Annotated in this window: 13 protein-coding genes and 1 pseudogene; 9 read left to right on the top strand and 5 right to left on the bottom strand. The window is 62.5% G+C overall.

Going from position 1 to position 13,286, the window contains the following annotated elements:
- Positions 1–5 precede the first annotated feature (5 nt).
- The 5 genes from NE851_RS06010 to NE851_RS05990 all read right to left on the bottom strand — a co-directional run bounded on the left by NE851_RS06010 (position 6) and on the right by NE851_RS05990 (position 3,964).
- Entirely contained in the window at positions 6–1,385 is a 1,380-nt protein-coding gene (locus NE851_RS06010; RefSeq protein WP_097622651.1) for an amidohydrolase, read from the bottom strand.
- A gap of 2 nt (positions 1,386–1,387) precedes the next feature.
- Entirely contained in the window at positions 1,388–2,047 is a 660-nt protein-coding gene (locus tag NE851_RS06005) for a glutathione S-transferase family protein (protein WP_028756311.1), read from the bottom strand.
- A complete protein-coding gene (locus tag NE851_RS06000) occupies positions 2,044–2,889 on the bottom strand; it encodes an aromatic ring-hydroxylating oxygenase subunit alpha (protein WP_097596050.1) in 846 nt (281 codons plus the stop codon). The genes NE851_RS06005 and NE851_RS06000 overlap by 4 nt, the downstream gene beginning before the upstream one ends.
- A complete protein-coding gene (locus NE851_RS05995; RefSeq protein ID WP_097622428.1) occupies positions 2,886–3,539 on the bottom strand; it encodes a Rieske 2Fe-2S domain-containing protein in 654 nt (217 codons plus the stop codon). The genes NE851_RS06000 and NE851_RS05995 overlap by 4 nt, the downstream gene beginning before the upstream one ends.
- Before the next feature lie 155 nt (positions 3,540–3,694).
- The gene (locus tag NE851_RS05990) at positions 3,695–3,964 is read right to left on the bottom strand and encodes an acylphosphatase (RefSeq protein WP_097622427.1); all 270 of its coding nucleotides are present in this window, start codon (positions 3,962–3,964) and stop codon (positions 3,695–3,697) included.
- Between the two features lie 176 nt (positions 3,965–4,140).
- Here NE851_RS05990 and NE851_RS05985 point away from each other — a divergent pair, with 176 nt between their 5' ends.
- From NE851_RS05985 to cobG, 9 genes and pseudogenes are all read left to right on the top strand, one after another.
- Positions 4,141–4,869, top strand: coding sequence for a FadR/GntR family transcriptional regulator (locus NE851_RS05985; protein ID WP_025554837.1), 729 nt, complete (start codon positions 4,141–4,143; stop codon positions 4,867–4,869).
- 21 nt (positions 4,870–4,890) lie between these two features.
- A complete protein-coding gene (gene denD, locus NE851_RS05980; RefSeq protein WP_097622426.1) occupies positions 4,891–5,877 on the top strand; it encodes a D-erythronate dehydrogenase in 987 nt (328 codons plus the stop codon).
- 173 nt (positions 5,878–6,050) lie between these two features.
- On the top strand, positions 6,051–7,118 hold the full coding sequence (locus NE851_RS05975) for an ABC transporter ATP-binding protein (protein WP_025570637.1): 1,068 nt from the start codon (positions 6,051–6,053) through the stop codon (positions 7,116–7,118).
- A gap of 153 nt (positions 7,119–7,271) precedes the next feature.
- The gene (locus tag NE851_RS05970; protein WP_025570636.1) at positions 7,272–8,576 is read left to right on the top strand and encodes an ABC transporter substrate-binding protein; all 1,305 of its coding nucleotides are present in this window, start codon (positions 7,272–7,274) and stop codon (positions 8,574–8,576) included.
- Positions 8,577–8,658: 82 nt separating this feature from the next.
- Positions 8,659–9,591, top strand: coding sequence for a carbohydrate ABC transporter permease (locus NE851_RS05965; protein WP_028758286.1), 933 nt, complete (start codon positions 8,659–8,661; stop codon positions 9,589–9,591).
- Between the two features lie 23 nt (positions 9,592–9,614).
- Positions 9,615–10,514, top strand: coding sequence for a carbohydrate ABC transporter permease (locus NE851_RS05960; protein ID WP_097622424.1), 900 nt, complete (start codon positions 9,615–9,617; stop codon positions 10,512–10,514).
- 226 nt (positions 10,515–10,740) lie between these two features.
- Positions 10,741–10,885 (top strand): annotated as a pseudogene (locus NE851_RS05955) (helix-turn-helix domain-containing protein); the annotation flags it as partial.
- Positions 10,886–11,063: 178 nt separating this feature from the next.
- On the top strand, positions 11,064–11,828 hold the full coding sequence (cobF, locus tag NE851_RS05950) for a precorrin-6A synthase (deacetylating) (protein ID WP_097622423.1): 765 nt from the start codon (positions 11,064–11,066) through the stop codon (positions 11,826–11,828).
- A 73-nt stretch (positions 11,829–11,901) separates the two neighbouring features.
- The gene (cobG, locus tag NE851_RS05945) at positions 11,902–13,284 is read left to right on the top strand and encodes a precorrin-3B synthase (protein ID WP_097630181.1); all 1,383 of its coding nucleotides are present in this window, start codon (positions 11,902–11,904) and stop codon (positions 13,282–13,284) included.
- The last annotated feature ends 2 nt before the right edge of the window (positions 13,285–13,286 follow it).

The raw sequence follows: 13,286 nt of genomic DNA, 5'->3' as shown, positions 1-13,286 counted from the left end.
GTTTTCTAGAATTTCACGGCGGATAGTGCAGCTTCCGCCTCGGCAGCCAGCTTGGCCTCGTCGAGCCCGGGGAATTCGCCCTTCTGCCAGACGATGCGGCCATTGATCATGGTCATGTCGGTCGCCATGCCGATGCCGACGCGGGCAATCAGGCTCAGCGGGTCGTGCCGCGTGCCGACATAATCCATGCGGCGGGTGTCGATCGCAAACAGGTCGGCGGCCATGCCGGGCGCCAGTCGGCCGATATCGCGCCGGCCGAGCAGGCTGGCACCCCCTGACGTGCCGTAGCCGAGGAAATCGACCGGAGGCGGCACGGGGTGGGTGCGGGTGGATGATACGAGGCACTGCAGCATGTAGGCGGAGTGCAGGCAGTGCATCAGGTTGGAATTGTCATTGGAGGCAGCACCGTCGCAGCCGAGACCGACGCGCAGGCCGAAAGCGGCCATGGCGGGAATATCGGTGACTTCTGCGCCGACCAGATAGACGGGTTCCGAGCAGTGCGCCACCCCGGTGCCGCTGGCCGCCATCTTCCTGAGTTCGTCGTGGGTCAACTCCCAGCAATGGGCATAGAAGGCGTCGGGTCCGGCAAAGCCGAGTTCTTCCAGATAGTCGACCGTGCGCATGCCGTGACGCGCCTGGATGACCGGACTTTCGCCCTCGCCGACATGCGTGTGCATTATGACCCCGCGATCACGCGCCAGTGCCACCGATTCCACGAACGTCTCACGGTAGCAGTTCACCGGCTGGCAGGGCGCGACCACGACCTGGCGCATGCTGAAGCGGCTGGTATCGTGGTAGGCGTCGATCAGCCGGGCGCAGTCGGCGATGAATTCGTCCGTCGTTTCCAGCATCTCGTCGGGAATGGTCGAGCCTTCCGACTTCGGCAGGGTGTTGCCGCCGCGGCCGGCATGGAAACGCATGCCGAGCAGCTCGGCCGCTTCGAACTGGCGATCGATCAGCCGCTTCCCGGCATGCCGGGGGAAATTATACTGGTGATCCAAGGCCGTGGTGCAGCCATGCTTGATCATCTCGGCCATCGCGGTGACGGAGGAGTGGTAAAAGCACTCCTCGTTGAGCTGCGAAAAGATCGGGTAGATGCGGTCGAGCCACTCGATCACCGAGAGCTTCGTCCAGTCGAGATCGGCGCGGTTGCGCACGAAGCACTGGAAGAAGTGATGATGGGTGTTGACCAAGCCTGGATAGACGAACCAGCCGGCAGCATCCTGAACGGTCGTGCCGGGAGGCAGTGCGTCCGCCGCGAGATTTTCGCCGATCGCCACGATCTCTGGGCCGCTGGTCAGCAGATCGACATTGCGATGGACGACCGGTCCCTTGCCCTCGTCGACGATCACGGCCGCGCAATTCTTCAGGAGGTAGCCGGCCATCATCACGCCTCGCCCGGTTCGATCTGGGGTTCGGGCTTCAATTCGTGCAGCCGGTGAATGCCTGGCATCTCGATGAAGTTGTCGAGGGCGCGCAGCGCGCGGGACCAGAGCCGGATGGCGGGATAGGAATCCAGTATGACACCGCCATCGGGGGCCAGCGCCACATAAGGGAAGCAGGCGATATCGGCAATTGTCGGCCGGTCGGCTGCGAGGAAACGCATGCCGCGAAGGCCCTGCTCGACAAGCCCGGCCTCAAGTTCGCGAAGCGCGGCGATGCCCTGGGCCTGCAGCGCGCCGATATCGCCCGGCCGCAGCAGCATTTCGTGAAGCCGCGCTGCCCCGAGGCTTGCCGTCAGCCGGCCGGAGAACGACAGCCACTGCTGCACCCGCGCCGCTTCCTCGGCCCTGCCGCCGCCGAGCCATTCAGGTGCTGCCTTGGCGGCGAGATAGACGAGAATGGCCGAGGATTCGGTCAGGATCAGGTCGCCATCCTCCAGGATCGGAATCGAGCCTGCCGGGTTGAGCGCAAGCAGCTCGGGGCCGCGATGCTCGGCGCCGGGATGAAAATCTACCGGGCGGAGTTCCAGCTTCACTCCGGTCAGCGCCGCCATCAGGCGCACCTTGTAGCAGCTCGGCGAGAGAATGTAGTCGTAGAGCTTCATTGCGCCACCAGCTGTGCGCCATAGGTATAATTGTGGCGCTTCAGCCAGCGCCGGTAGGCGATCGATGTCAGATCGGCCCGCGTCGGGATTTCCATGCCGGGGTCGAGCGGCAGCAGCCGCGGAATCTGATTTTCGAGGATCGAACGGTCCTGCAGAAAGATCGTCTGCTGGAAGTGGATGAGGTCGGTCATCGCGGTCTCGTCGTCAAAGAGCGCCATCCATGGCCAGACGTCGCAGAGGTCCTCGGCCAGCGGCTGCACGAAAAGCGTGATGACATCCCATTCGCTCGGGCGCGGCGGGCAGGTTTTGTAAAGCACGGAGCAGGTCGGTGCCGGCACGCGGTACATGTATTCCGTGGTGATGCCGCCGCTTGCCGACTTGGCAGCCTGCGGCTGGTAAAATTTCACCTGCGTCGCCCAGACCTCGTCTTCTTCCTCGCGGATCTCGACCTTGTAGTTCTGAACCTCGGTGTGCGGCTCGGCGCCGAGAATGTCGGTGTGGACGAAGGGGAAATGGGCGATGTCGAGAAAATTCTCGACGGCACGCAGCGGCGAGCAGCGCACCCGCACCACGCCGACATCGACGAAGCGGCGGCCGGGCTGGTCGGCCTCGGGAATCGGGAAAAGCTCCTTCTTCGGCGCGCCGAGGGAGGACCAGACATGACCGTAACGCACGCGCACCGGCAGTACACGACCGTCGCCGCCCGTCACCTTGGCATTGCCGTCGCCATCGCGCGCCACTTCGATCGGCTCGCCCATCAGTGCCGTCCTGCGACCGGCGCTGTCGAGCTGGCTGAAGAGCCCGACCGGATACCATTCGTCGGTCATCGCCTGCATGGTCATTGGCCGATCTCCTTCCTCTGAAGATCTTCGGCCCGGCGGCGCAGGCTCTCGGCGGCCCGCGAAGCGCCAATGCCCGCCGCGGGGCCGGTGTCCGGCTTCAGCAGCACGTGGATCAGTGTCTGTCCATCTTCTTGAGCGGATAATAGCAGACAGATGGTCCCGCTTGTTGCATTGAACTCGAGCAAGCCTTCAGGACTTGCCTTCGCGCCAGCAGCCGCCTCGATCGCCGCAATGCCGGCCAACGCCGTCAGCGATCGCAGGGGAATGAGGCCCTCAAGCCGCGGCGGCTTCGCAGCCGGCGTGCCCACCGCGACCCAGATCACGTTGTCCGCCTCCTCGACGTCATGGGTGGCGACGCGGATGGTTTCCGGTGGCGCCAGCCCTGGATGGGCCGGAATGCGGAGACAGTTTCCGGCCTGACCATAACTCCAGCCGTGATAGATGCAGGAGAGCGCCTCGCCGCGCACGAAGCCGTGAGACAGACGCATGCCGCGATGCGGACAGCGATCGGCCGATGCCGATATGCGCCCGGAAGCGCTGCGCCACAGGGCAATCGATCCGGCTGCCGTCCGTGCCGGCATGACGGTGCCGGCTGGCAAATCCCGGGACAGAGCGACTGGCGTCCAAAAGCCGGTCGTAGCGGATGGCATGACTAGAGTTCCCAAACAAAATCATATGCTTGCCGAGCACGTCCCGCCTCCGCATCGAGGCAATTCCGCTCAACCTTATCAGGTTTGCATAATTATTTCGCATTGGCAATATTGAGTAAATAATATGCACGGCGCAAAATACACGGTAGCCGGTACTATGCTCTTTCGCCGATGATCGTCGTGCGTTCTATGCTCTCGACCCATACGTCGATAGGCCCGAGAGAGCATCCCATCTCCATCATGTCGATCAGCTCCTCCGGCCCGGCAACCTCAAGTTCGATCCGCATGGGACTCGTATGAGAGATGGTGTGCGACAGCCCAAGCTTGGCGGCGTGGCGCCGGATCCAGGGGACAAAGGAGGCGGCCTCGAGATCACCGACGATCGTCATCCGTTCCAGGAGGTGGCTTGTATCTTGTCCCGTCATCACGCTCGCTCTTGCTTCCCCATACTATAACGCCTGGATGACCGTGCGGAAGGGGTCATCGTCAAGGCGAGGATGCTCGGCCGATCATGACGTGCTGCATTGACAAGCCTCTTCCGCTCAGGTCTACTGGTCCACTTACCGGACCAGTAGACCTGAGCGCGGGGAGGGGGAAAGCAATGGATGTTCGAGCAATGCTCGAAGACGACGTTGCGACGCTCGGCGGAGCGCCGAAGAAGTCGATGAAAGACTTCGTCGTCCAGAAGATTGCGACCTTCATAGCGACGGGCATCCTCAAAGTGGGCGATCCCTTGCCAAGCGAGCGCGAATTGGCTTCCGCGCTGTCGGTCAGCCGCGAGACCGTCCGTGGCGCGATCCTCATCCTTTCCACGCATGGGATTCTCTCCGTCGCGCATGGGACCCGAACCGTGGTGGCATCGGAGGATGTCGGCGAATTGGCTGTCCAGGCTGCGCGGTATCGCGACATTGCGGCCTACAGTCTCGACAATGTTCATGAGGCGCGACTTCTCATCGAAGCGCAGGTCGTCAGGGCTGCCGCGGTCAAGATGGAGCCTTCAACGCTTGATTATCTCCGCAAGTCGATCGCAGCACAGGAGGCCGCCTGTGACGATCCTGTCCGTTTTTTGATATGTGACCGGGAATTTCACACCGCTATCTACCGTTCCAGCGGCAACGCGGTGCTGGCTGATATGGCCGCCGACCTCTATTCCTACCTTCTCAGCCACCGAAGGCGCGTCGTATCGCAGCCCGGAAGCATCGCCACCAGCATCGCCGATCACCGGATGATCCTTGCCGGCCTGGAGACGCGGGACCCGGATGCTGCGGCCGCGGCCTTCGCAATCCACGAAACCCGTATTTATACGACGACCAAGTTACTCTTCTCGTAGTTCGCAGGGAGGCGAAACACGATGCATATTCTCATTATCGGCGCGGGAGGAATGATCGGCCGGAAGCTCGCCGCCACACTGGGGCGCAGCGGTTCCCTCGGCGGCGATACAATCACGCGCATGACGCTTGTGGATGTAACGCCTCCGCCGGTGCCCGCCGACATCTCCGTGCCGGCGGAAGCGCTGGCGGCCGATATTTCCGAAAGCGACGCAGCGGCAGCACTTGCGGCGGGTCGGGCCGATGTGATCTTCCATCTCGCCGCGATCGTTTCCGGCGAAGCCGAGCGCAATTTCGACCTCGGCTATCGGGTCAATCTCGACGGCACGCGAGCCTTGCTGGAAGCGATCCGCCGGGAAGGCAGTCGCCAAGCCTATGTCCCCCGTTTCGTCTTCTCCTCGTCGATCGCGGTCTATGGCGCGCCCTTTCCCGATCCCATTCCCGATGACTACGTGCTGGCGCCCCTCACCAGCTACGGAGTCCAGAAAGCGATATCGGAGCTTCTGCTTGCCGACTATTCGCGCCGCGGCTTCGTCGATGGCATCGGAATTCGGTTGCCGACCATCGTCATCCGCCCCGGCGCGCCGAACGCCGCCGCATCGGGCTTCTTTTCCGGAATCCTGCGGGAACCGCTCGCAGGCCAGCGTGCCGTTCTGCCGGTCGAAGAAACCGTCAAGCACTGGCTGGCGAGCCCGCGTTCGGCCGTCAACTTCCTGATCCATGCCGCCACGCTCGATACAGCGTCGCTGGGTGTCCGGCGCACGCTCACCATGCCAGGGGTTGCCGCCACCGTTGCCGACCAGATTGATGCGCTGCGCCGTGCCGCCGGCCCCGAAGCGGCGGATTTGATCGATCGGCGCCGCGACGAGGTCATTGAGGAGATCGTCGCCGGGTGGCCGAAATCCTTTACGCCGCAACGCGCGGCGCAACTCGGATTTACCGCTGAAAGCAGCGTCGACGAGCTGATCGAGGTCTACCTCGCCGAAGATGCTCCGGGTGCATCCCGATGAGGTTGGGGAGACGGCGCGACCCGGATCATGCGGCAGGGGCCTGACCAGGCACCCCCACAGATGCGGGATTGCCGTGCTTGAAGAACTTGAGAGAGAAGATTACGGCCGCCGGCAAGACATAACGACAATACGAATACATAGCATGTAGCGCTCGATATCTGGGAGGAGAGAGTATGGCAGGCGTTCAATTCGCGGATGTGCGGAAATCATTCGGTGCATTTCCGGTCATCAAAGGCGTGGATATCGATATCGCCGACGGTGAGTTCGTGATCCTGGTCGGCCCCTCGGGTTGCGGCAAATCCACCCTGCTGCGGATGCTGGCCGGACTTGAGAACATTTCCGGCGGCGAGATCAAGATCGGCGGGCGCGTGGTCAACACGCTGCCGCCCAAGGATCGCGACATCGCCATGGTGTTCCAGAACTATGCGCTCTATCCGCATATGACGGTGCAGCAGAACATGGGCTTCTCGCTGATGCTGAACAAGGCGCCGAAGGCGGAAGCCGAGAAGCGGGTGAAATACGCCGCCGGCATCCTCGGTCTCGACAAATTGCTCGACCGTTATCCGCGCCAGCTTTCCGGCGGCCAGCGCCAGCGTGTCGCCATGGGGCGGGCGATCGTGCGCGATCCGGAAGTCTTCCTGTTCGACGAACCGCTCTCCAATCTCGACGCCAAGCTGCGCGTCGCCATGCGCGCCGAGATCAAGGAGCTGCACCAGCGGCTGAAAACGACGACGGTCTACGTCACCCACGACCAGATCGAAGCGATGACCATGGCCGACAAGATCGTCGTCATGCATGACGGCGTCGTCGAGCAGGTCGGCACGCCGCTCGAGCTCTACGACAAACCGGCCAATCTCTTCGTTGGCGGCTTCATCGGCTCGCCGGCGATGAACATGATCAAGGGCCGGCTCGATCCGGAGAACCCGACACGATTCAGGGCACCCGACGGCACCGCGCTGCCGGTCGCCAATCCGCCCGCCGACGCCATCGGCCGCGATCTCGTCTATGGGCTTCGCCCGGAATACATCCTGCTCGATGCCAATGGCCTGCCCGGTGAAATCGTGGTGATCGAGCCGACCGGCTACGAGACGCATCTTATCCTCAAGCTCGGCGGCAGCGACCTCAGCTGCGTCTTCCGCGAACGTGTCAACGCGCGGCCGGGCGAAACCCTGCGCGTTGCGATCGACGCCGCGCATGTTCATCTCTTCGATGCCGAGAGCGGCCGGAGATTGACCGACTGAGGCCGGCCGGTGGCGGCGCGGGGGCGGAGGAGCCCTCTCGTTGCCTGCAGGCAGGCACACATCCCCTCTCAGGGATGCAATGAGCGGCGTTCACCAAGCGGGAGGTGAGTGCCGGCAAGTTCGTACCCGCTTTTTTTGATGAGGAGGAATCTCATGAGGATCAGAAGACGTGACTTTCTTGCCGCCTCGGCTGCCGTCGCCGGCGCCGCCGGCCTCGGCATCCGGCCATCCCTGGCGCAGGCCGAGCCGACTTACACGCCGGAAAGCGGCGCCAGCCTTCGCCTGCTGCGCTGGACACCGTTCGTCAAGGGCGACGAGGAGGCATGGCTTGCCAACACCAAGAAATTCACCGAAGCGACCGGCGTCGAGGTGCGCATCGACAAGGAAAGCTGGGAGGACATCCGCCCGAAGGCCGCCGTCGCCGCCAATGTCGGCTCCGGCCCCGACCTCATCATGTGCTGGTTCGACGACGCCCACCAATATCCCGACAAGCTGGTCGATCTGACCGAACTCGGCAATTATCTCGGCAACAAGTATGAGGGCTGGTACGACGGCGTGAAGGGTTATGCCACACGCGGCGACACCTTCATCGCCATGCCGCTGACGGCCATCGGCAATGCCGTCGTCTATCGCGACAGCCACGTGAAGGCTGCCGGTTTCAACGAATTCCCCAATGATACCGCAGGCTTCCTCGAGCTTTGCAAGGCGATGAAGGCAAAGGGCACGCCGGCCGGCTTCCCGCACGGCAAGGCAGTCGGCGACGGCAACAACTATGCCCATTGGCTGCTGTGGAGCCATAACGGCATGATGGTCGACGAAAGCGGCAAGGTAACGATCAACAGCCCGGAAACGCTGGCGTCGATCAACTATGCCAAGGAGCTCTATGCGACCTTCATCCCCGGCACCGAAAGCTGGCAGGACGTCAACAACAACCGCGCCTTCCTCGCCGGCCAGGTTTCGCTGATCGCCAACGGCGTCTCGGTCTATTACACCGCCAAGAACGACCCGAAGCTCGCCGAGATCGCCAAGGACATCCGCACGACGAACTTCCCGATTGGTCCTGTCGGCAAGAGCGTGGAACTTTGCCAGACGAGTTCGCTGCTTCTCTTCAAGCACAGCAAATATCCGGAAGCGGCCAAGGCCTACATCAAGTTCATGATGGAAGCCGACCAGATGAATGCGTGGATCCAGGGCTCCAGCGCCTATTGCTGCCAGCCGCTCAAGGCTTTCGCCAAGAACCCGATCTGGACAGCCGATCCGGTCCACGCGCCCTATGCGCGCGCCTCGGAAAAGCTGCGTCCGAACGGCTATGCCGGCCCGCTCGGTTATGCCTCGGCGGCAACCATGGCCGACTACGTTCTGGTCGACATGTATGCGGCGGCCGTTACCGGCCAGATGTCGCCGGAAGATGCGATGAAGGAAGCCGAACGCCGGGCAAACCGCTACTATCGCGTCTGAGCCACACCTCGAACAAGCGGCATGCCGGCCTTCGGCATGCCGCAAGATCTGGGGGTTCAAAAGGCGATCTGGGAGATAAGCAATGTCGATGGCAAATTCGGGGGATAGACGTGGGCCGGTCTCTTCGCTCCTGCAGAACAACAATGTGCTCGGCTTCCTGTTCATGCTGCCGGCGGCAGTATTCCTCGTCTGCTTTCTGACCTATCCGCTGGGGCTCGGCGTCTGGCTCGGCTTCACCGATACGAGGATCGGTCGCGACGGCATCTTCATCGGACTGGAGAACTACCAGTTCCTGATGGACGACAGCGTCTTCTGGCTGTCGGTCTTCAACACCGTTCTCTATACCTTCGTCGCCTCCGTGCTGAAATTCGCGCTCGGCCTCTGGCTGGCGATGCTGCTCAACCAGCACCTGCCGTTCAAATCCTTCTTCCGGGCAATCGTATTGCTTCCCTGGGTGGTGCCGACGGTGCTTTCGGCGCTCGCCTTCTGGTGGATCTACGATTCCCAGTTTTCGATCATCTCCTGGTCGCTGATGCAGCTCGGGCTGATCAGCGGACCGATCAACTTCCTCGGCGACCCGATCAATGCGCGCATCTCCGTTATCGTCGCCAATGTCTGGCGCGGCATTCCCTTCGTGGCGATCTCGCTGCTTGCCGGCCTGCAGACCATTCCAGCATCGCTGCAGGAGGCTGCCTCGCTCGACGGCGCCACCAGCTGGCAGCGTTTCCGCTATGTGACGCTGCCCATGCTGACGCCGATCATCGCCGTCGTCATGACCTTCTCGGTGCTTTTCACCTTTACCGATTTCCAGCTCATCTACGTGCTGACCAAGGGCGGGCCGGTCAACGCTACGCATCTGATGGCGACGCTGTCGTTCCAACGCGGCATTCCCGGCGGCCAACTCGGCGAGGGGGCGGCCATCGCGGTCGCCATGGTGCCCTTCCTGCTCGGCGCGATCATGTTCAGCTTCTTCGGCCTGCAACGGCGCAAATGGCAGCAGGGCGGCCAGGATTAGGAGCCAAGATTAGGAGAATATCGATGTCGACACATTCCAACACCGCCGATCAGGCCCTGACCGATAATGCCGAAGGCATGAGCTATCTGAACCGCCTGCCACGGCGGATCGTGATGCTCTACTTGCCGATGGCCATCTTCGTCTTCGTGCTGCTCTTCCCGTTCTACTGGATGGCGATCACTGCGGTGAAGCCGAACGAGCAGCTGACCGACTATACCAATTACAGCCCGTTCTGGGTGGTGGGAGCAACGCTCGCGCATATCAAATATCTGTTCCTCGAAACCTCCTATCCGGGCTGGCTGTGGAACACGATGCTGGTGGCGGTCTGCTCCACCTTCCTCTCGCTGGTGGCCTCAGTCTTGGGCGCCTATGCCATCGAGCGCGTCCGCTTCACCGGCTCCCGATCGGTCGGCCTGGTGATCTTCCTCGCCTATCTCGTGCCGCCGTCGATCCTCTTCATCCCGCTTGCCTTCATCGTCTTCAAGCTCGGGATCTACGACTCGCGGCTGGCGCTGATCTTTACCTATCCGACCTTCCTCATTCCCTTCTGCACCTGGCTGCTGATGGGCTATTTCCGCTCGATCCCCTTCGAGCTGGAGGAAAGCGCACTGGTGGATGGCGCCAACAGGTGGCAGATCCTCACCAAGATCATCCTGCCGCTGGCCGTCCCCGGGCTGATTTCGGCCGGCATCTTCGCCTTCACGCTGTCCTGGAACGAATTCATCTATGCGCTCACCTTCATCCAGTCATCGGAAAACAAAACCATTCCGGTCGGCGTCCTGACCGAACTGGTGCGCGGCGACGTGTTCGAATGGGGAGCGCTGATGGCCGGTGCACTGTTCGGCTCGCTGCCGGTGGTCATCCTCTATTCGTTCTTCGTGGACTACTATGTCTCCTCGATGACCGGTGCAGTGAAGGAATAGCAATCTGCTGGATTTCGCTGCGTGGCAACGATGCGCAAACTGCGCGCTCGCAGTGAAACCAGCGTCCCGGGGTGGTTGTTCGATAATACTTGCTACGCCGCTAATTCGTGTAGGGGCTATTTAGAGATGCGACAGTCTCGCCTCTCGACGTTCTGATCAAGGTCAACGTTGAGCGCAAGGATGACGACCTCCAGCCCGGTCGAGACCATGAGGGGTCGGAATCTTGATGCCCTGTTTGACCACCATGTCGCATAAAGAATTGCATCGCCTCGAAGTTTATTCAGACGATCCGTGATCAGCGCCTGAGCGTCGTCCAGGCCGCTGAGCTGCTTGGGCTCAACCGAAGTCAGGTGCACAGGCTGTTGCAGGCCTGTACATCGATCCTCTGTGTCGCCTCGCCGTAGAAGAACGTTCGCAGTGTCTTCTGCGAGAGCGGCGGAAGCAGCTTGTCGCGGAGGAGCTTCAGGTTGGCGCGGCCAACTCCCGCTCCGCCCTTGCGACGACCGGGCTTTTTCGGCAAGACCGCCAGGACGCAAAGGGAGCATCCGCTTGAAGCATATCCAAATCATCGGCATCGGCACGGGCAACCCGGAGCACCTCACCATACAGGCGATCAACGCCATGAACGCGGCCGACGTGGTCTTCCTGCCGGTCAAGGGCGCCGGCAAGGAAGAACTTGCCGATATCCGCCGCGAGATCTGCCAACGCTATATCACGCGGCCAGCTGCCCGAATTTCGGAGTTCGCCGTGCCGCAACGGCAGACGGCAGAGAGGAGCTATGCGCAAAGCGTCGATGCCTGGCATGGCGAAATCGCCGGTATCTATGGAGAGCTGATCGCTAGTCTGCCGGATGAGGGCAGCGGCGCCTTTCTCGTCTGGGGCGATCCCAGTCTCTACGACAGCACGATCCGCATCATCGAACGCGTGCGACGGGAAAGCGGCCTGGATTTCGATTACACCGTCATTCCCGGCATCACCAGCATCCAGGCCCTGGCTGCCAGCCACAGGATCCCGATCAACCTCGTCGGCAAGCCGATCGAGATCACCACGGGGCGCCGGCTGGCGCAGGACGGGCTTCGGAGCGACAGCACCATCGTGATGCTCGACGGCGAACAGGCTTTTGCCAAGATCGACGATCCCGATGCCGAGATCTTCTGGGGCGCCTATCTCGGCACCCAGGATGAAATCGTCAGATCGGGCCGGCTTGGCGATATCGCCGCCGACATCGTGACGCTGAGGGCCGAGGCCAGGCAGCGGCACGGCTGGATCATGGACATCTATCTCCTGCGCAAGGGATGCGATTTCGAGGAATAGCCGTTCCGACCCGTTTCTCTCATGCTTTGCCGGCCCGGCCGCGATCATGTAAGAAATGCTCAGAGGATTGAGAATGAGTGTTGAGGCCGCAAGGGCAAACAACAGGACAGGCGAGGCGGATCTGCACGATCACCTGGCAGCAAAAATGCGCGCACGCGGCGCCTGCCCCGCCCTGTCAGCGCCGATGCCGACCGGCGACGGCCTGCTTGTGCGGCTGCGGCCAGCCGGCGGCGCGTTGACGCTGCCGCAATTTGCAAGCCTTGCCCGCTTAGCCGCAGTTCATGGAAACGGCATTCTGGAAATCACCGCACGCGGCAATCTGCAGATCCGCGGGCTCAGCGCCGAGACGGTCGGACCGCTCGCTGCCGATATCGATGCCGCCGGCATTGTCGTGCCGGAGGGGCCGGCGATCGAGATCTCGCCGCTGCACGGCATCGATCCGGAAGAAATAAACGATCCGGCCGCAATGGAAACGGCATTGCGCCGCACGCTCCGCGATCAGCTTCGCTCGCCACGGCTCGCGCCAAAACTATCGCTCGTCGTCGACGGCGGGGGAGCCTTCGGCTTGGCGGCGGTTTCCGCTGATATCCGTATTGTCGCGCAATCCCCCGCAGATTGGCTTGTGGCGATCAATGGCGACGGTGAAAGCGCAACGCCGGTCGCGATCGGTTCTGCGGAGGCGGCAATATCGGCGGTCGGCGACATTCTGAGCCTGTTGGCAGATCTCGGGCAGGGCAAGAGGGCACGCGATATCGATCCGGCGCTGCTGCGGGCGCGTTTTCCGGCGATGGATGGCATTCAGTTCTTTCCGTCCCGCGCGGCAGGGGTGCCGCTTTCCGGCCCGCACAGGCTCGCCGACGGCAAAACCCTGCTCGGCGTCAGGCCGGAATTCGGACAGATGAGGACGTCCGATCTCTCCGCCCTGCTCGATCTCGCAGAGAGCCAGGGCGCGACAGCCATCCGGCTTGCGCCCGATCGCGGTTTCTTCCTGATCGGACTTCCGGCTGATACAGTGCCGGCTATGCAGGTCGCCGCGGCCAGACTTGGCTTCAGCGCCCAACCCGGCGACAACAGCGAGCATATCGCCGCCTGCGCCGGCGCCGGCGCCTGCGGCTCCGCCTTCTACGAGACGAGAACTCTGGCGCGCCGCATCATCGCTGCGGCACCTGCCCTCTTCGACGGTTCGCTGACGCTGCATCTGTCAGGCTGCGCCAAGGGCTGCGCCCATGCACGGCCGGCGCTGACCCTGACGGGCTCGCCGGAGGGTTATGACCTCATCCTCAATGGGCTTGCTGCGGATCGGCCGGACGAACGGATCGCTGGCGGTCGGATCGATTTCGCTATAGAGAGGCTCGCCCGCTCCATCGAAGACAACCGAGGCGCTGGCGAATCGGCCGCGGCCTGCCTTACACGGCTTGGCACAACCGGCGTTTCAAAGGCGCTGCGACAGGAATAGGA

Origin of the sequence: Rhizobium anhuiense bv. trifolii (assembly GCF_024346605.1) — a bacterium.
Taxonomy (GTDB): domain Bacteria; phylum Pseudomonadota; class Alphaproteobacteria; order Rhizobiales; family Rhizobiaceae; genus Rhizobium; species Rhizobium anhuiense.
This window is presented reverse-complemented; position numbering and strand designations above follow the sequence as displayed.